Consider the following 18,925-nt stretch of genomic DNA (forward strand, 5'->3'; position numbering starts at 1 on the left):
CTTATCCGTTTACAGATTTTACTATGAATCTCCGGTTTCTGGGTCCGTCATATTCACAGAAATATATACCCTGCCATGTTCCCAGAGCCAGCCGGCCGCCAAATACTGGTACGGTAACGGACAAACCGGTTAAAGTCGCTTTTATATGGGCATCGGAATTTCCTTCCAGATGGGTGTAACCCGCTTGATAGGGTATCAGTTTGTTGAGCGATCGGATCATATCCTTTTTTACAGCAGGATCGGCATTTTCATTGATGGTAATTCCGGCTGTCGTATGAGGGCAGTAGACGACAGCGATTCCTTCTTCAAGTCCGGTGGCGGAAACCGCCGCCTGAACTTGCGGGGAAATATCGATCATGATAGTCCGCTCGGGAGTTTTTATAGGTATTTCACTGTAGCTCATAACTTTTCTTTCAGCAGTTCCACGGCCTTCTGGAGAGATTCATCGTACTCCATATCGAAAACCGGAGGATTGTCCGACATGCGGTTCACTTCCGAATTGATCAGTCTCCGGATCGTCGTATCGGAGAGAATGATATTATCATTTCTCAATTCTTTGATGAAACTGGCGATTGTTCTGTCGTTGACTTCACTATCCTGTACGAACTCTCTTATCGTGTTCTTTTCAAGGAGTCTGGAGTAGGATTCCAGTTCTTCGTCAGTGAATTCGGGTAGCTCTACAGGCACATCGGGATCGATTCCGGTTTTATCTATGCTGATTCCTGAAGGTGTATAATAACGGGCCATAGTGAGTTTTATGGCGCTTTCTCCCAGGCCGACCATGGTCTGCACCGACCCTTTTCCGTAACTTGTCTGACCTACGACAACAGCTCTGTTTCTATCTTTCAGTGCTCCGGTCAGGATTTCTGAAGCCGAAGCGGAACCGTTATCGATAATAACAACTATGGGGATATCTTCATCGACAAGAGTTCCTCTTTTTGCAGTAAAAACCTCATTTTCGTCTTCTATACGTGATTTAGTGCTGACAATTGTGCCGTTGTCGAAAAAATAATCAGCAATTTCCACAACTGACGAGAGAAGACCCCCGGGATTCCCGCGAAGATCAATAATAAGCCCTTCATAGCGGTTCCGTTTAAAGGTTTTTATGGCATCTTCAATGCGCTTCGCCGTGTAGGGAGTGAACTGGATGATTCTCATATAGGCGATTTCGTCATCGATCATATCCTCTTTGACGGTGGGTATTTCTATGTTGTCTCTGACAAGTGTCACATCGAAAGTGATGCTTTCTCCTCTGAGGATTGTCACATCAACAGGTGTGCCGGGAGTGCCTCTGAGCAGATCGGAGACTTCACTTGTTGTCAGATCTTTGGCCGATTCACCATCAATTTTATAAATGTAGTCACCCGAGTGAATGCCTGCTCTGAATGCCGGCGTTCCTTCTATCGGCGAGACAACTTCTACATAGGGCTTTCGGCCATAGGGATTATCCTCATCAAAGATGAGGGATTTGGAAATGTACAAACCGACACCGCCGAATTTCCCCTGGGTCGTATCGGTCAGGTTCTGAACCGCCAGTTCGTCGAGATAAACCGAATAGGGATCATCAAGACTTTCAAAAAGTCCGTTCATGGCTCCTTTGAACAGGTCTTCCGGCGGAACTTCCTCCACATAATTATTTAAAATGTAATAATAGGCGTTTTTGAGAAGATTCATGTACTTCTCAACTTCCCGGTTGTATGTGAAACTGTTCTGTGCTGCAACGGAGGGCGCCCTGAAGGCGAAAAGGAGTATAACGACAGCGACAAGCAATGTCGATGTGACCCCCGCCCAGATTAATCTTTCTCTCTTTCTTTTCATAACAATCCTCTAAGGCCTTACTTGACCGGTTTATACTAACAAACTTAAAATTACTCTGTGTACATTATAATATAATAACAGAAAAAGAAAGGAGACCAGATGCAGATTCTGTCCATAGCCAGCGGAAAAGGGGGCGTGGGAAAATCCTTAGTCGCCGCGAATCTCTCCATCGCCCTGGCCAAAGCCGGTAAAAAAGTCGTTCTCGCCGATCTGGATCTGGGAGGATCCAATCTCCATCTCATTCTGGGAAACCGCATTCCCGAAAAAGGGATAGGGACTCTTCTCAACAAACCTTTCACCACTATCGACGAGATTATTTACGAAACGGATTACAAAAACCTCCTCTTCATTCCCGGTGAAGCCGAACTTCCCGGAGCTGCCAATATCAGCGCGACCCAGAAAAAAAAGCTGATCAGAAAGCTTCTTACTCTCGATGCGGATTATCTAATCGCCGACCTGGGGGCCGGAACCAGCTTCAATACGATGGATATGTTTCTGCTTTCGGGGCAGGGACTGATTGTTACCACCCCGACTCTGACAGCGACGCTCAATGCCTACCTGTTTCTGAAAAATGCCGTTTTCAGAATCATGAGCGCCTCCTTTCCCAGGAAATCTCCGGCCTTTCAATATCTGGAGTCTCTGAGGAAAGACGGCGAGTCGCTTCAGAAGGTCTTTATTCCCCGGCTGGTGGAAAACATAAAGAAAATCGATCCGGAAAGCCACGCTTTATACGAAGAGAGGATAAAGAGCCTCCAGCCGAGACTGATTCTCAATATGCTCGAAGATCCTAAAGACGCGAATAAAGCAGGTAAGCTCCGCCATTCCTGCCGGGAGTACCTGGGAATCAACCTCGATCATCTCGGCGTGATGTACCGGGACGAGCTGCAGACGGTAGCTCTTAATTCTCGGTTGCCGATTGTGTCCTATAAGCCCCAGTCGGTTCTGTCACAGGCTATTTTCCGCATTGCCGACAAAATCCTGGAACAGGAAAACGATCTGGCGCCCCGGCCGCTGACATTTGATGAGAGTGAGACGTCTTTCCAGATAGCCGAGCTGGAAGCGGAGACTGACTTCAACTCCAAGATGCAGTCACTGGAAGAGCTCCTCGACTGCGGCGCTCTGACTCAGGGAGATTTGATTGATACGATAAAAAGCCAGCAGTTCGAACTGAATATGCTGAGAAGAGAGAACCGGTTTTTGAAAAACCAGTTTGTAAAAAACAATAAAAGAAAGTAACTAATAAGGAAAAACAATGCTCTATATTTCTTTTCCCACCTGGCTGAAGCCGGAAATCATACCGGGGCTTCCCGTGCGATGGTACGGCCTGATGTATTTAATCGCTTTTGCCATCGCCTTCTACCTGTTCAAATATCAGGTAAAAGAGAAAAAAATCGATGTTCCCGAAGATGATGTCGTGAATTTTATTTTCTGGACCATAATCGGCCTGATTATCGGGGCGAGAATTTTCGCCGCCCTCGTTTACGACACGACGGGAATTTACAGGTCAAAGCCCTGGTTGATTTTCTGGCCATTCTATAACGGTCAGTTTGTCGGTCTTCAGGGGATGTCCTATCATGGGGGCGTCATAGGCGGAGTTGTCGGCGCCGTTATCTACACAAAAGTTAAAAAGTACAACACGCTTCTGTGGGGCGATATGCTCACCGCCGCCATACCCCTGGGCTACACATTCGGGCGTCTGGGCAATTTTATCAACGGGGAACTTTACGGGCGAGTCACTACATCTCCCTTGGGAATTGTTTTCCCTCATGCCCAGCGCTTTTCGACGTCTCTGGACTGGGTCCGTGACACGGCCGCCAGGATCGGTATGGATATAAGCGGCATGAATGTCGTCAATCTTCCCCGTCATCCCTCTCAGTTGTATGAAGCGCTTTTCGAAGGAATTATCCTCTGGGCGATACTGTGGTTTATTGTAAGAAAGAGGAAGCCCTTTAACGGATTTGTTATAAGCGCCTATATGATCGGATACGGCGTTTTCCGGTTTTTTATCGAATATATGAGAGAGCCCGATGCGGGAATGGATTTCCCCCTTCAGTGGGGCGCATCGGAAGCTCCCAACTATCTGCTCACCTCATTTTTCAACTTCTCGACCGGTCAGATTCTCTGTTTCATCATGATTCTTTCCGGAACGGGTATGAATCTCTTTCTCTATTTCAGAAAGAAAAACAGTGAGAAAATCGTGGAAAAGCCGATAAATAAAGGTAAGAACGACATGAGGAAATTGAAAAAAAAGATAAAATGATCAGAATTAAAGCAATAATGCTGCTGGTTGTATTCATAACTCTTCCTCTTTTCGGGGAAGAGTTTTTTATTGAAGAATACAATTACACAGTTTACATTCCCGAAGGCTGGAACACTTTTGACCGGACCAGCCTCTCAGAACTTTCATTCGTTTCCGATGACCAGACGGTCATTTTTCAGACGACAGTATACGACGGGGCGAAATTCGGCTCATCTCTGGAAATGTATGAGGCTCTTACAGTAGATTTTCGTGGAGAAAGCGATGGCGAAAGATTCCGTTATAACGGAGATGATGCCTATCTGGCGGATATCACTTTTTCACAGGGAGACGGCGAGCTGAGGGGATGGTTTCTCTTCATTAATAGAGATGACAGAGACTATTACCTTTTATCATTCAGCGGGTTGGATTTCTATGAGGAGAAGCTCCCTTTTATTCTATCTACACTCGACAGTTTCAGGATTGAAAGCGAAAACTCCCTGTATAAGCCGGGAGCTATCAGTCAATTCTATTATCCCTTTCCCGGAAAAGGCGATGTCATGGCCCAGATGGTGCTCAATGGATCCATCGTCAGTTTTCAGACCGATCTGAATGAATTCGATGCCTCCCAGGCGGTTATTGAAAGAGAAGCTCAGCTGATGAAATATTATCAGGATCTGGGTGACAAACCTCTGTTCGAGGAAGCCTGGAAACGCTATTACAATATAATATACAGAGATAATTACAGCCGTTTTGACTCTCTGGGACAGACTCTGCAGAGTGTTTTGTCCGGCAACAGTGACCGGGAAAAAGCTGTTATTCTCCTCAACTGGATACAGAATTTCAAATATACCAGCTCGGATACTTTTTCTGACCTCCTGTCTCCTATAAGCACGGTCTCCAATGAAGAGGGGGACTGCGATGCCCGGGGGCTTTCCTATTCCATTATGCTGGGACACCTGGGAATCGATTCCATACTCCTCGTTTCGTGGCAGTACAAGCACTCAATCAGTGCGGTGAATGTCCCCGGAGATGGAGCCAGGTATCCTCTCGGCGATGTCAGTTACTTGGTCGGAGAAACCACGGAAGTGGTCGATCTGGGAATGATACCCCAATCCATGGCTGACGGTGAAAAGTGGATTCCCGTTGTTTTTACAGGGGATTAAAGCTTAAACTTAATACGAACAAATACCGAATTTTTATAAGGAAATATGAAAAAACAGAACCGGCTCACAAACCTGGTAAAAAACACCCCATATCTCAAACCGACTTTGGCATTTATGCTGATTTTTATTTTAGCTGGAGCTTTGGTCGTCTGGACCGAAAGCGACAGCAATGATCAGTTTGTTGATTTTATCGACGGTCTCTGGTGGGCGATCATTACATTCAGCACGACGGGCTACGGGGATAAATACCCCATAACTCTGGGCGGGCGGATCGTTGCGGTCATCACGATTTTTCTGGGTGTGGCGGGAATGAGCTTCCTTTCCGGTGTGTTCGCTTCTGTTTTTGTCGATAGAAATTCCAGAGCGAGGAGGGGTCTCGTGGATTATCCGAAAATGAAAGATCATCTTGTAATATGCGGTTGGACCGAAGAGATAAAGGAGATCCTTCTCGATATCGTCGGTTTTGCCAACAGTTTCGTTTCCGAAGAGATTATAATCATCTCAAATATACCCAGCGAAAGAATTGAAACTCTCAAGGAAAGCCGGGAACTGGCTGATCTGAAGTTTGTCAGGGGAGATTATTTTTCCGATTCCGCCCTTAAAAGAGCCAATGTCCAGTCGGCTAGAAAAGTTCTGATTCTATCGGATACTTTTGAAAGTCACGCCGATGCGGAAGCCGATTCCAAAACGATCATGACAGTTATGTCGATCAGAACCCTTTCCCGGGAAGTTTATATATGTGCGGAAATGATAAACCGTAAATATGAAAGCAACCTCAAACAGGCCATGTGCGACGAAATCCTCTTTAAAAGAGAGGTCTCTCAGAAAGTGCTTTCCTATACTTCTGTAGAAAACGGAATGGGGCATATCCTCTATGATCTTTTGTCCCAGAGAGAGCATGGATCAAGATTGAGAACCATAGATATCGATGAACGTTACATAGACGGTCCTTTTCACGATTACAAAGTCGGGGAGGCCGAATCTCCTTTTATCATACTCGGGCTTCTGGAAAATACAGGATCACCAAACAAGATGAAAATGGAAGCTCTTAGAGCGGCACAGAAAACCTCCAATATGTCTCTGCTGGTGGACAATCTGCAAAGCGTAAAGGATCTGGAAGTTAACAAGCCCCTTTTTGTTCCTCCCAACGATTATGTCATTAAGAGACATACTCAGGCCATCGTTCTGGAGAAAATCTATGAAGCAAAATGAGATAATTGATAAACTTAAGAAGATTCCCCTTTTTGCAGAGATCTGCGAAAACGATGAATATATGAATGAAGTGAGCCGCATCTGCACTATCCGGAAATTCAGGAAAGATGAGAAAATCATAGTTGAAGGCGATATCGGCTCTGAGATGTTCATTGTCTATGATGGAGCTGTTGAAATCATTAAAAGATCCCGGGCGGGAGACGACTTTACAGTTGTCAAACTCAAAGCGGAATACAATGTTTTTTTCGGGGAAATGGCCCTGATTGATGATGATAAACGATCTGCTACTGTTCTGGCCCTGGAGGATTCGATCTTTATTGTAATCGATAAAGATGATTTTGAAAAACTCGGCAACAGAAAACCGGAAATAGGTTTGCCCATTACCAGAGTCATTCTCAAGACTCTGGCATCCCGTTTGAGAAAGACAAATGAAGATGTTCTGACTCTTTTTGATGCCCTTGTTAATGAAATTAAGAACTGATTTTCCTGAAAATGGTAGTCATTTGAGAATTTGTATGTATGAAAAAGAATACAGTAAACTATGTGCCAGGCGTGATATATTTCAGATGAAATGTTAATTCTATATATAATAAGAAAATATATGTTTTTATGTATAGATACATTGTTGGTATGGAAATTGCATTATTAAAACTGTTAATAAAAAATTGGAGCTTGATGATGTTTAATAATGTGAGCGTGACTGTTGCAGCTAATCCGGCTGGTTCGCTGGAAAAAGAATTTGTAAGAAAATCCATTCATTTGCTTATTGCATCCATTCCGGTTCTGGCTTCTATTAATATATCCATTACAATCGGACTGCTTACGGCTGGTACGCTGATTTACAGTTATGCTGAGACCTTGCGATGCTCCGGTTCCAATGTCTTTCTTATATCCAATATTACAGTAATGGCAGCAAGAGAAAGAGACAATAATAGATTTGTTCTCGGTCCCGTCACCCTCGGTCTCGGAGCTTTGCTCACCCTGCTGCTCTATCCCAATCCCGCTGCGACAATTGGTATCTATGCTCTGGCTTTCGGAGATGGTTTGTCCAGTGTTTTCGGGAAGTTGTTCGGCAGAGTTAGAATACCTGGCCTCGGAGGAAAAACCGTTGCTGGTTCTCTGACTTGCTTTCTCGCCGTGTTTCTTGCGACCACAGCTGTCTCCGGCCTTGTTTTCGAGTCTGTTCTGATAGCCCTGGCCGCCACCGCCATCGAAGCAATCCCCTTGAAGGATTTCGATAACCTTGTCATTCCTGTCGGAACGGCAGCCATTGCCCAACTGATTTTATAAAGAAATCATATCCATAGATAATATGTATACAAAGATCTCGAATAGATAATCGCACCCGTAAATAATAGCGTTATGGAAATAAGAGGGACGGGAAGCAGGAGAAGTAATTCATCTCCGGCAATTATCAGAACGGCAGCTATAAGAACTGCCAGATAGTTTCGCGATCTTGTCGTCAGAGATACCCGTATAAAATTAATAACAGTCAGAACCCTAATCGACAGTGTCATGACAAGCAGACTCAGGGAATCACTTATATTATAGAGAAAAAAACCGTTCATTCTCGTGGGATCGATTGGCATAAGGGCCGATATGGTAAAAGAAAGCAATAGGATGGATATCAGAATGGTTCCCAATTTCTGAAACTGTACGCCTATGGGAAAGAGACTCGAAGCAAAAAAGCAGAAAACGCCGAACAGTCTGAAAAAATAATAAGCTCTGGTAATCAGAACTCCGTAAAAAGGCGAAACCTGAATCATAATAAGCTGTAATTCAAACAGTCTGATAGACTGAAGGGACAGTGACAAAATAAAGAGGATGAAGAAGAATATTTCGGGAGAGACTTTTTTCTTGAAATAATGAAAGAGAACCAACGATGTTATTATGGAAAAGACATAAAGAACCGAAGCCGTAATTATGGCCCAGTATAGAGAATTGTAGGCCGAATCGGATGTAAACCTGTCCAGTTTATTAAGCGAATTCACCAGTGAGGACAGAGAGAAATAATCATCCTTATTGAGATAAAAAAAAGTGATGAGAAAAAAAGCCGAGAGGACAAAACAGAATAGAATAGTCAGTCTTATAAGTCTGTTTCTCAGCGATAAAGTCATATTCCTATTAAATACTACTTTTATCAAAAAAACAAAGGATAAAAAACTTTTGTTTTTTCATTTTTGTTCGATAAAGAAAGAAGAGACTTGTTGTAAATAAATTTTACGGCCGGTCTTTGCTATCTGAGGAGTGTCCATGAAAAAAACAGTTCTTATCTGCAGCTTACTGCTTATAGCTTTTTCTCTTTTTGCCGGAGATACTGCAAGGTTTGTCAATCTCGGCTTTTCCGGTGACGGCGCTTACTTCATGTTTGCCCAGCACGGCTTTCAGTCTGATACAGGAAAGTTATACTCAGATCTATATATTGTGGATGTTAAGAGGAATGTCTTTGTTTCCGGAGGAGTCCATCACGGGGAATATGAGTCCATTATAGAACCGGGGCAATCTTCAGACGGAGCTCTTTACACGTTACTGGAATCCACAGCCGATCAGAGAAGACGATATAATATCGCCTATCTGGAAAAAGGCCGCCCTTTATATATAAGATTTCCCGAACGGGAAGAGGAAAATCCCAATAATCTGAATTTCCGGGATTTTGAAAGGAACACAGCCTATACCATAGATCTTGTGCAGGAAGTGGAAGGTGAAGGATCGGCTCTTAAATCGCGATTCTATATCGACCTCAAACTGGAACAGCGCAACGGAATTGTCAAAAATCTGAAAATCGGTCATCCCGATTATTACAGAGAGGGGATTACTGGATATGAAATAAACAGAATTCTTCTTTCACCCGATGAAGATTCTCTCATATTCATAATCAATAAAAGCGATGTGGATCTCAATGTCCGTTATATGATCGAAACGGCAAAAATAAATTAAACAATAATCATATTTTTGATATTATGAGGCTTCCGGGAGGGAGCCTTTTCTTTTCCCGCAGCAAAGTTCAGGAGTCAATTATGAGAATTAGCCGAATGTTTTACCGCACCATGAAAGAAGTTCCGAAGGAAGCGTCCATTCCGAGCCATCAGCTGATGTTCCGCGCCGGTATGATCCAGCAGGTTTCCAGCGGCATATACAATTATCTCCCTCTGGCTTTGAAAAGCATTCGGAAGATAGAGCGGATAATTCGCGACGTTCTAGTGGAATCCGGTTGCGAGGAAGTTCTTCTTCCAGTGGTGCAGCCAGCAGAGCTTTGGAAAGAAAGCGGCCGCTGGGAATATTACGGAGATGAACTTCTCCGGTTTACCGACCGAAAAGATAATGAGTTCTGTCTGGGGCCGACCCATGAAGAGGTCATTACCGATATGGTCAGACGCAATCTCAAATCCTATAAGCAGCTTCCCTGGAATATATTTCAGATACAGACGAAATTCCGCGATGAGATCAGGCCCCGTTTCGGACTTATGAGAGGACGGGAATTTATAATGAAAGACGGATACAGTTTCGATACTGATTCGGAAGCATCCCGGGAAACATATTACAGAATGTATAAGGCTTATGAAGAGATTTTCCGGCGGACCGGTGTGGACTTTAAAGCCGTGGAAGCTCTGACAGGCAATATCGGGGGATCTCTCAGTCATGAATTTCAGGTTCTGGCCGATTCCGGAGAAGATCTGATTATCAGTTGCCCCAGGTGTGCCTATGCAGCCAATGCAGAGAAAGCCCGTACAGTCTTCCCTGTTGACGAGGCAGAGGTCACCACAACCGAATCACCTGCGGATGTACATACTCCCGGAGCCGGCTCCATTGAAGAGGTTTCAGCCTTTCTCGACCGGAGTCCCCGGGACTTTATAAAAAGCCTTCTCTATCGGGTTGACGGGAAACCGGTTCTGGTTCTCCTTCGGGGAGATCGGGAGGTCAATGAAGCTAAATTACTGGCTGTACTTCAGGGCAATACAATCGGGCTCGCTGATGAAGAGACGGTTCAGTCTCTCTGCGGAACGGAAACTGGATATGTCGGGCCTGTTGGCTTGAATGATAAAGTTCCGGTATTGGCGGACAGATCCGTGGAAGGCCGTTCGGGTATGGTCTGCGGTGCTAACAGGAAAGACTATCACAAAATCAATGTCTGTTGGGAAAGAGATTACAAAGCGGAAATAGTGGATGATTTTTCATTCGCCCGCTCTGGAGACCCCTGTCCCGAATGCGGAGCAAAGCTTGAGGAGTTCCGCGGCATAGAAGTCGGGCAGGTCTTTCATCTCGGGACTAAATACAGCGAATCGATGAATTGTACTTTTCTCGACAGCGAAGGTAAGGAGCAGCCGGTTGTAATGGGCTGTTACGGAATCGGTGTGGGAAGAACTATGGCTGCAGCGATCGAGCAGAATCATGACGAATCCGGAATTGTCTGGCCGGTCGCCATCGCTCCCTATGAAGTGGTTGTCATGCCCCTTCAAATGAACAGTTCTGAAGTCATTGAAGCCGGAGAGAAAATCTATAGGGAACTTCTCGAAGGGGGAATTGATGCCCTGATTGATGACAGAGAGGAAAGAGCGGGATTTAAATTCAATGATGCCGATCTGGTCGGTTATCCGCTTCAGATCGGCATAGGCCGGAAATCCCTTGAAAAAGGAGTTCTGGAAATCAAAATCCGGAAAACCGGAGAAAAGCTGGAAATGTCTCCCGATGCAGTTGTCTCATTTGTTTCCGATTTTCTGGGCAGAGAAAAAGTGAAGTGATATACTTTAACAATATGAAAAGAACCGGGTTTACTCTCATAATGCTGTTTATTACCGCTTCCGCCTCTCTCCAGGCGGTTGATCACTTCATGATGGAGCTGGGGTCGGGTGTGATGTGGGTTCATAATGAAGCTTATGGAAAAGATGGCCCTGGAGATCAAGACCCCGATCCGATCCTGTTCCATCTGACTCTCAATTTTCCCCTGTACTTTTCAGAGAATTTTTATTTTAACCCCGGTATCGGGATTTCAGCGAATTCCTGGCAGTTTGTGGAAGATCAGGGGTGGGCCATGCCGGTCGATCCCATGTGGCAGGATCTTTATGTCATGATGCTGGATCTGGATCTGCCGGTGGGGTTTCAGTTGAATTTCAAATCCTTTTCCCTTTCATTCTATGCAGGACCTCAGTTCAATTTCAGAATACCCCTCTGGGGTGAAAAACAGGATGTCCGCAATGAAATGACAAATTATTTCTTCTCCGGCGGGAGCTTTCTCAATGTACTGGGCGGCTTTTCCTTTGTTTTTCCCCTTTCGGAAAAATTCGCTTTTACCTTCAGAACCGAATCTCACATACCCCTCCATAACCTATGGAATGATGGAGGACTCCCTTTCAGTGATGGCTTTACCCTCAGCGCATCAGCGGGAGCCCGTTTTATCTGGTAGCAGGGAATCTATTCCAAAGTGCTTTTCCGGCTGACAATGAGAGTTATCAGTGCCGAGGTGGCTACGTCGATCAGAACGGCGAATCCGATAAGCAGGGGAACGACCGGTTTTATCAGCAGGTAGGAATCTGTCAGCCCCGTATGGGAACGGCTGTAAAATTCGGAAAGCATATAAAGGGCTGTGTAGACGCCCATAGCCGGAAAAGATGCCAGAGTGAACGAAACCAGAATCGAAAATAAAATCACCCAGAAAATCTGATATAAAGTAATTTCAAGACTCGAATAGGACTTGAGGATTGTCAGGAATGTCACTGAAGTGACAAGGGCCGTACCCGCTTTGGCAAACATGGCATTTAAAGGCAGAGTCAGTGCTGAAATTTTTCTGGATATAAAAAGGTTTTTTTTCAACGTTCTTGTGAGAATAGAAAGGCTGAAAAAGGAATCTCCGCTTATCAGACCGTGAAACAGAGGAAGGATCAGGTTGTAAAGCGTTTTATAGGGGTTGGTTTTTCTGTCGGTCAAATACAAAGCCAGCGGATATGCGATCAGAATAATAACCGCCGATGAGATGGAGAGTATCAGAATGAGATTGGAAAACATGGCCCTGTCGGGAATCGACTTTATGGATCTGGTAAGGCTGAAGCTGATAAATGCCAGAAATACTGGAGAAATGCCGGAAATGACCATATTCAATTCAAAAAGAATCCGCGAAAGCGAATCGAAGAGGTTAAAAGCCGGTTCGGATACTTCTTTGTCTCTGTACATTATAAAGCCGAGTATGAAGGAGAGAAAATAGATCGGAAGAAGTACATTGCTGTTTCCTGTGAAAAGGGTAAACATATTCTGAGGGAAAATGGACATGAATGTGTTTCTCTGATCAGCAAGATCGAAAAGGCTTCGGGTTTCAACTATAAGCGGGATACGGGAGGGAGAAATAATAATCGTCACCAGGACACCGATTGAAACAAGAAGAACGGTTGACGCTGCGATAAGCAGAGCGGTGATCAGAACGGTCCGGATCAGTTTTTTTTCCCGTCTCAGTTTACATACCGCAATAGCCAGGGAAAAGAAGACCATAGGAAAGACAATGTATCTCCCGATATTGATTGACAGGGAAGAGAGATGCAGTAAAAAGCTATTCACTCCTTCTCCGACAGGTATTAATAATGCCGAAAGGATGCCGGCCAGAAGAGCCACTATCGAGCTTATAAGTAATTTCATGAATTTCTCCTGTTACTTTGGGTTAAATGGTGTCCGGTTTTCTCGGAATGACAGGCAGGCTTGAGAAGAGATTTTTCTTCTCCCGGTAATCCAGCCATTGGCCGTCTCCCTTCTCCGGTTTTTCATTCAGAATGTTGTTAATAAAAAGCGCGTAGCTGTCCATATCAGTTACATCACTGGTAAAAGCGCATCTGTAGGGAGCTCCCTCATCGGAAATGACAGCATCGGCAAAGGACCGGAAGAACCCCAGAAATCCTTTTTCCATGGGACTGCCCGTATGCCGGTTTTTTCTTGTCAGGGCAAAGGAAAGAACTTTTGCGGAGTCTCCTTCCATGATTTTCAGAAGCTCTCTTGTGAGATAAACCGTACCGTGAATGGATGACTCTATAGCTTCGTCGATTTCGGAAGTCGAAAAATCAGATAGTTGCTCATTGGTTTTATTTTCAGAATACACTAAAATGGCTTCGTCTATAGAGCGGAAAATTCTCATGCCTTCACGGATCACCGTACGGGAGGAGATGATGGAGGATTTGTTCCAGGGGAGTACCAGCAAGTTGTTTTTCTGCGGTTCTCCGCTGTTCTCGTCTCTGGAAATGACCGGCGCAATTACCTTATTTCCAGCTGCGAGATTTTTCTCGATCAGTTTCCTTCCAAGTAGTGTTTCGCTGCCCGTGATCAGTATGACTTTTCCCATATTGAGATTATAGTATCCTCTATATATTGCGAGGTCAACAAGGAGTCTAGATTGAAAATAGCAGCCGGACAGATAAATTCCGTCATTGCCGATTTTGAAGGAAACCGGGAGAAAATTGTCGAATATTCTCTCAGAGGAGCGAAGGAAGGCGCCGATCTTATTGTCTTTCCCGAGTTGTCTCTCTGCGGCTATCCTCCCATGGATCTTCTCGATTACAACAGCTTTGTTGAGGAAAACACATTGTCTCTGCGGTGGCTCCAGAGGCACCTTCCTGCTGAAATCGCCGTAGCAGTGGGACATGTTTCGCTTAACTCAAGCGGAACAGGTAAGAAACTCCGCAATGTCATTTCAGTAATTTACGGGGGAGAAGTTATCTTCACACAGGACAAGACACTCCTTCCCACTTACGATGTCTTCGATGAAACAAGGTATTTTGAGCCATCTTCGGAAAGAAAGCTTTTCACTTTCAGAGGAGAGAAAATCGGCATAGCCATTTGCGAAGATCTCTGGTGGGAATCGGCGAGAGATACAGATTCGGTCTATCCTATCGATCCGGTTATGGAACTGCTCGATCTGGGCGCGGAAATCATCCTCGTCCCTTCGGCCTCGCCTTTTCACAAAAGCAAAATCAAGAAGCGGCTCGCACTTTGCAGAAAGACAATCCGGAAAGGGGCTTCTTCCGTCTTTTACATTAACAGCGTCGGAGCAAACGACAGCCTTATCTTTGACGGGAATTCCATTGTGGTAGACAGGAAAGGGCGCCTGGTTAAAAAAGCGGCCGATTTCGAAGAGGATTTCTTTGTTTGTGATCCGGATGATTCCTGTAATGAAATCGAACTGGAATATGATAAGTATGGAGAGATTGAAAAAGCCCTGGTTCTGGGTCTTCGCGATTACGTTCACAAATGCGGTTTCTCCCGTGTTCACCTGGGCTCTTCAGGAGGGATCGACTCGGCTCTGGTCGCTGCGCTCGCCGTCAAAGCCCTGGGAGCGGAGAATGTCAAAACTTTCGCGATGCCTTCCCGATATTCATCAGACGGGAGTCTGACAGATTCGAAAAAACTGGCTGAAAATCTCGGCGTTTCCTACGATGTCATTGCCATAGAAGACATGTTCACATCTTTTCTCGGGGCGCTGGAGCCTCATTTCGGCGGACGGGAAATGGATGTGGCTGAAGAAAACATACAAGCCAGAATCAGAGGAACGCTGATGATGGGTTATTCCAACAAGTGGGGGTCCCTTGTTCTGACGACGGGAAACAAATCGGAACTTGCGACGGGCTACTGTACCCTTTACGGCGATATGGCCGGCGGACTGGCGGTTATAGGCGACCTCCTTAAAACAGAAGTATTTGATCTTTGCCGCTATATAAACCGCGACGGGGAGATCATTCCCTGGGAAATCATTAATAAACCGCCTTCCGCTGAATTGAGACCCGATCAAAAGGATGAGGATTCCCTTCCTCCCTATGATGTTCTGGACGGGATTCTCGTTGAATATCTGATGAACCACAGAACAGCTGATGAAATCGAAGCTCTCGGATATGAGCCGGAGACAGTTGAAAAGATTGTCAAGCTTGTGGGTCGGGTTGAATATAAAAGAGGCCAGGCTCCGCCGGTGCTCCGCATATCTGATAAGGCTTTCGGAACGGGCAGGAGGATGCCTGTCGCCAGAAAGCTGTACGAGGTTTAAAATATAACAGCCGCAAAAGTTCTGAAAAGACGATTGCGGCTGTTTTTTTATTTGATGAGTTTCAGAAGGGCGTCAAAATCATATTCAGATTTTTCAGCTGCTTTTTGCCATTTAGGTATTTTCTTGAATATGTCCGATGCCTCTTTCATATCTTTCCCGGATAGCGTCCAATAGTAGGCCCACCAGAGATAGAGCTCGAACCTTTCCTTGTTGAACCAGAGCGTCCCTTCATAGGAATTCAGTCCCATCAACTGTCTGAAGCCATCCATATCTATCAGTTCTTCCAGAAATTCCCCGGACAGGTAAGAACCCTTGATCCCGGCTATGCGGCTGTAGCGCTCCTGCAGAAATTTGAACAGGGAAATGATTTTATCGATATCGCTTTCCCCCCAGCCCATATCGGTAAAGAGATCTCTCAGGTAATGGATGATCATCCAGTTATCCAGTATGTTTCTGTTTATTCTTTCCTCGTCCGCCGGACTGATGAGACGACCAGTGTACCGATAGAGGGAGAACAGATAGAGAACAATGCGGTTCTGCCAGGTGAACCCTTCGCTGAAATAAGCGGATGCGGCTTTTTCCTTTTTAAGTTTTTTAGTTATATCATCGGGATGGGCCAGGGCTTCTCTGACCAGAGAAGCTACCTCTTCGACATCTCCCGTGCCACCGGCAAAATCGCGAACTGATTGATATGTTTCGACAAAATCCTTCAACGGCTCTTCTGAAATATCAGAAAGAGTTAAATGATTTTCTTTAAGATTCGTGAGGATTTCACGGTTCACATGTTTCCGGTAGGCTGCGTAAAGCGGCTGGAAAATCATTTCTCTGTATTCTCTGTCCATATCGGGCGTTCCCGAGCCATTGAGTTTGGAGCAGATATCGGCAATGCGGTTGGAATCGCTGTTTCTCAGTTCATGGATGTCCATAAAGACGTGGCTGTTAAAACCATCCAGCTCGACAAAGAGCCCGTTTTCGTAGATTTCCCTGCTGTTCCTGATAAACCACAATCCGTTTTTCAATTCCCTGAAGACACAGTAACAGTCGCCATCGTTTGTCAGGCCGAGAGATTCTCCCAGAGAAGAGCTTTCGAAACGGGATCCATTCTCATCATTTTCAATAAAAGGAGCTGAGTGGTTGATTGTACCTACGGCTCTTTCATAAGCATTGTTGTAGAGAACGAGCACATATTCTCCCCCGCATTTGTTGGAGTAGGCAAAGACATTATCATTTACGGCGCCCGAATGCTCGAACAGGTCAAAAAGCCTGAATCGATTTGCTGAAACAAACAGATAGCGGCGTTTCATAATAGGGAATATTTCCCTTTCGTGACGTTCAACCAGAGCCGGATCGGGATACTCATCCCAGAGCGGCTTATGAAATTCCATTCCGTATTTTTCTTTATAGCCTTCGATCTGGCCATGGCCTATCATGGGAAGGCCGGGCATCGTGAGCATCAGGGTCAGGACGCCGAAGTATTTGTCTCCTGTTCCGAACTGTACCGCTGCCGTATCTTCATCGGGGTTATTCATGAAATTCACAAATCGTTTGAGAATTTTTCTATCGTAATTGAGCGTGTTTTTTATGGTCTCTTTGTATTTACCGTTTTCCTCGTTTTTAAGCATATTCATGAAAGCGGAGTTGTAGACTCTGTGCATTCCCAGATTGCGGACGAAGTATCCCTCCATCATCCAGAAGGCTTCGGCGAGCAGCAGTGTATCGGGAGCTTCGGCGGCAACGCGGCTGACAACTTCCTTCCAGAATTCACCGCCGCAGGCATCGTCAAAATCCTTTGCGGTCATGGCGAAGTTTGCTCTCGATGCGATATCTCCTCCCTGTCCGGGAAGCGGGTACCAGAGCCTCTGGATATGTTTTTTAGCCAGAGTCATGGCTGCGTCGAAGCGAATGACGGGAAAATTCCTGGCGACATGAATTATCTGGCCGATAACGGCTTCCCGAACTTCTTCTTTGAGAAAATCGAGCTGGGCCGTATCGTTCCAGGGCATGGATGTTCCGTCATTGCCGTGATAAATGTACCGGGTTTCTCCTGTATGGAAATTGACCCGCTTGAAGGTAACGGCGGCATCGCTTTTGTCATAGTAATGGTCTTCCAGGTATATTCCGATTCCAGGGTCTTCGGAAAGATTTTCACTGTTGTAGGTATAGGAGGGAAAGGGAGGCCTATCGGTCTGTATGAACCAGTCCGGTCGGCTGCGAGTCCATTCGGAATCGATCCCCGTGTGATTGGGAACCATGTCACTAGCCAGGCGTATGCCTCTGTTCCGGCACCGTTCCCGCAGGTTGGCAAGAGCTTCCCAACCGCCGATTTCCCAGTCTATGTCATAACTGAATAGGGAATAAGCCGAAGAAACGGCATCGTGATTGCCGCAGCGTCTTTTGATTTCCCGTGAAGCATTGCTTCTGTTCCATATGCCGATCAGCCAAAGGCAGTTGATACCCCGGGACGCCATTATGTCGAGCTCTTCATCGGGAATCTGATCGAGCCTTTTTATTTCTCTTTTATAATCGCGGCTAAGCTGATTAAGCCAGACCAGTGCGTTTTTAGCCAGAAGGATAACTTCGGGCATCCAGTTGCTGTCGGCACTGTAGTTGGGGTTATCTTCATCCTCGCTGTTGTGATAAGCCCCGAATTCTAACGCCGTGGTCGGTCCCGGTCCGCTGAAATGTACTTTGTTCTCTTCTCTTATAAGATCAATGCCCTTAAGAAGCAATAAGAGAAAGTCATCAGTCAGAAAAGTCCACATTTCCTTCATATACTCGATCTGACTCTGGAGCGATTCAGGATGTTTCTGCGCCGGCTCAAGCAGAAGCTTGAGAAGATTGTCTCCATAAGTTCCGAAAGAGGGCGTTTTGTCGAAATGTTCCAGCAGCGAATAAAACGCCGGAGTGTAAGGCGTCTTCTCTGCAAGGGGCGAATCGTCAAATATTTCTCTGTATTTCTGTGCCGCCCTGTTACTGTTGCAGATTTTTAGAAGAATGATTTCTTCGAGTATTTTCTCCCGGGCGGGACTATTCTCTATAGGGTCGTCGAGAGAGCGCTCCGGTCCTCCAGAAAAAAATTGCCCGTAGAGCTTGAGCATGGCATCTATTTTCCCCTTTCCATACTGTTCGGAAAGGGTTTTCAGTGCGCTATTGAAAGCGAGATTGTCCGACTCCAGGAGATAACGTCCGATCAGATAGTGGTTAATTCTCTCAATCAGAGCCAAAGCATTCAAATCGCTGGAATGATAAAATTCTTCCAGCTCCGAATTCTTTCGCTTGATTTTATTAATATTCTCGGTGAGATCCTGTATCTGATAATTTCCTTTCAGGAGTGTTTTGCCTGTCTCAGAAAAGGATAATTCTTTCAAATTGTATTTCTCTCTGCATTCATTTCTCAAATGCATTTCCAGAGTCATATCACCGATCATTTTTGGTATCTCCTGATTTCGTCTTTATTCAACTATAAATGAAAAGCCGGCTTAAAGC

16 protein-coding genes are annotated in these 18,925 nt (G+C 45.3%); 10 read left to right on the forward strand and 6 right to left on the reverse strand.

Annotated elements, in window-relative coordinates:
* Position 1: 1 nt before the first annotated feature.
* Positions 2–403, reverse strand: a complete 402-nt coding sequence (locus tag HNR50_RS20045) for a secondary thiamine-phosphate synthase enzyme YjbQ (protein ID WP_184748586.1) — start codon at positions 401–403, stop codon at positions 2–4.
* On the reverse strand, positions 400–1,818 hold the full coding sequence (locus tag HNR50_RS20050) for a S41 family peptidase (RefSeq protein WP_184748587.1): 1,419 nt from the start codon (positions 1,816–1,818) through the stop codon (positions 400–402). Before HNR50_RS20050 ends, HNR50_RS20045 begins: the two co-directional genes overlap by 4 nt.
* Positions 1,819–1,917: 99 nt before the next feature.
* Here HNR50_RS20050 and HNR50_RS20055 point away from each other — a divergent pair, with 99 nt between their 5' ends.
* The 6 genes from HNR50_RS20055 to HNR50_RS20080 all read left to right on the forward strand — a co-directional run bounded on the left by HNR50_RS20055 (position 1,918) and on the right by HNR50_RS20080 (position 7,722).
* Complete coding sequence (locus tag HNR50_RS20055) at positions 1,918–3,054, forward strand: P-loop NTPase (RefSeq protein ID WP_184748588.1); 1,137 nt, start codon at positions 1,918–1,920, stop codon at positions 3,052–3,054.
* 16 nt (positions 3,055–3,070) lie between these two features.
* Entirely contained in the window at positions 3,071–4,078 is a 1,008-nt protein-coding gene (lgt, locus tag HNR50_RS20060; protein ID WP_184748589.1) for a prolipoprotein diacylglyceryl transferase, read from the forward strand.
* Positions 4,075–5,220: a hypothetical protein gene (locus HNR50_RS20065; protein WP_184748590.1), complete on the forward strand. Its 1,146-nt coding sequence runs from the start codon at positions 4,075–4,077 to the stop codon at positions 5,218–5,220. Before lgt ends, HNR50_RS20065 begins: the two co-directional genes overlap by 4 nt.
* Positions 5,221–5,265: 45 nt before the next feature.
* Complete coding sequence (locus tag HNR50_RS20070) at positions 5,266–6,432, forward strand: potassium channel family protein (protein ID WP_184748591.1); 1,167 nt, start codon at positions 5,266–5,268, stop codon at positions 6,430–6,432.
* On the forward strand, positions 6,419–6,913 hold the full coding sequence (locus HNR50_RS20075) for a Crp/Fnr family transcriptional regulator (protein ID WP_184748592.1): 495 nt from the start codon (positions 6,419–6,421) through the stop codon (positions 6,911–6,913). Before HNR50_RS20070 ends, HNR50_RS20075 begins: the two co-directional genes overlap by 14 nt.
* A gap of 197 nt (positions 6,914–7,110) precedes the next feature.
* Positions 7,111–7,722: a diacylglycerol/polyprenol kinase family protein gene (locus HNR50_RS20080; RefSeq protein ID WP_184748593.1), complete on the forward strand. Its 612-nt coding sequence runs from the start codon at positions 7,111–7,113 to the stop codon at positions 7,720–7,722.
* A 5-nt stretch (positions 7,723–7,727) separates the two neighbouring features.
* Here the strand turns inward: HNR50_RS20080 and HNR50_RS20085 are convergent, their stop codons facing one another.
* Positions 7,728–8,549 (reverse strand): hypothetical protein, encoded by an 822-nt coding sequence (locus tag HNR50_RS20085; protein ID WP_184748594.1) that lies wholly within the window; start codon positions 8,547–8,549, stop codon positions 7,728–7,730.
* A gap of 136 nt (positions 8,550–8,685) precedes the next feature.
* On the opposite strand from HNR50_RS20085, the gene HNR50_RS20090 reads away from it, so the two are divergent.
* The 3 genes from HNR50_RS20090 (at position 8,686) to HNR50_RS20100 (ending at position 11,833) form a co-directional block, all read left to right on the forward strand.
* Positions 8,686–9,369, forward strand: coding sequence for a DUF2259 domain-containing protein (locus HNR50_RS20090; protein ID WP_184748595.1), 684 nt, complete (start codon positions 8,686–8,688; stop codon positions 9,367–9,369).
* A gap of 80 nt (positions 9,370–9,449) precedes the next feature.
* On the forward strand, positions 9,450–11,171 hold the full coding sequence (locus HNR50_RS20095) for a proline--tRNA ligase (RefSeq protein WP_184748596.1): 1,722 nt from the start codon (positions 9,450–9,452) through the stop codon (positions 11,169–11,171).
* Positions 11,172–11,185: 14 nt separating this feature from the next.
* Positions 11,186–11,833: a hypothetical protein gene (locus tag HNR50_RS20100; protein ID WP_184748597.1), complete on the forward strand. Its 648-nt coding sequence runs from the start codon at positions 11,186–11,188 to the stop codon at positions 11,831–11,833.
* Between the two features lie 8 nt (positions 11,834–11,841).
* On the opposite strand, the gene HNR50_RS20105 is transcribed toward HNR50_RS20100, so the two are convergent.
* Positions 11,842–13,053, reverse strand: coding sequence for a dicarboxylate/amino acid:cation symporter (locus HNR50_RS20105; protein ID WP_184748598.1), 1,212 nt, complete (start codon positions 13,051–13,053; stop codon positions 11,842–11,844).
* Positions 13,054–13,075: 22 nt separating this feature from the next.
* Positions 13,076–13,747 carry a Rossmann-fold NAD(P)-binding domain-containing protein gene (locus HNR50_RS20110; RefSeq protein WP_184748599.1) on the reverse strand — a complete coding sequence of 224 codons (672 nt, stop codon included), beginning with the start codon at positions 13,745–13,747 and terminating at the stop codon, positions 13,076–13,078.
* Positions 13,748–13,798: 51 nt separating this feature from the next.
* On the opposite strand from HNR50_RS20110, the gene HNR50_RS20115 reads away from it, so the two are divergent.
* Positions 13,799–15,439: an NAD+ synthase gene (locus tag HNR50_RS20115; protein WP_184748600.1), complete on the forward strand. Its 1,641-nt coding sequence runs from the start codon at positions 13,799–13,801 to the stop codon at positions 15,437–15,439.
* Between the two features lie 47 nt (positions 15,440–15,486).
* On the opposite strand, the gene HNR50_RS20120 is transcribed toward HNR50_RS20115, so the two are convergent.
* Complete coding sequence (locus HNR50_RS20120) at positions 15,487–18,867, reverse strand: alpha-amylase family glycosyl hydrolase (protein ID WP_184748601.1); 3,381 nt, start codon at positions 18,865–18,867, stop codon at positions 15,487–15,489.
* Positions 18,868–18,925 lie beyond the last annotated feature (58 nt).

This window comes from Spirochaeta isovalerica (genome assembly GCF_014207565.1).
GTDB classification, from domain to species: Bacteria; Spirochaetota; Spirochaetia; order DSM-2461; family DSM-2461; genus Spirochaeta_F; species Spirochaeta_F isovalerica.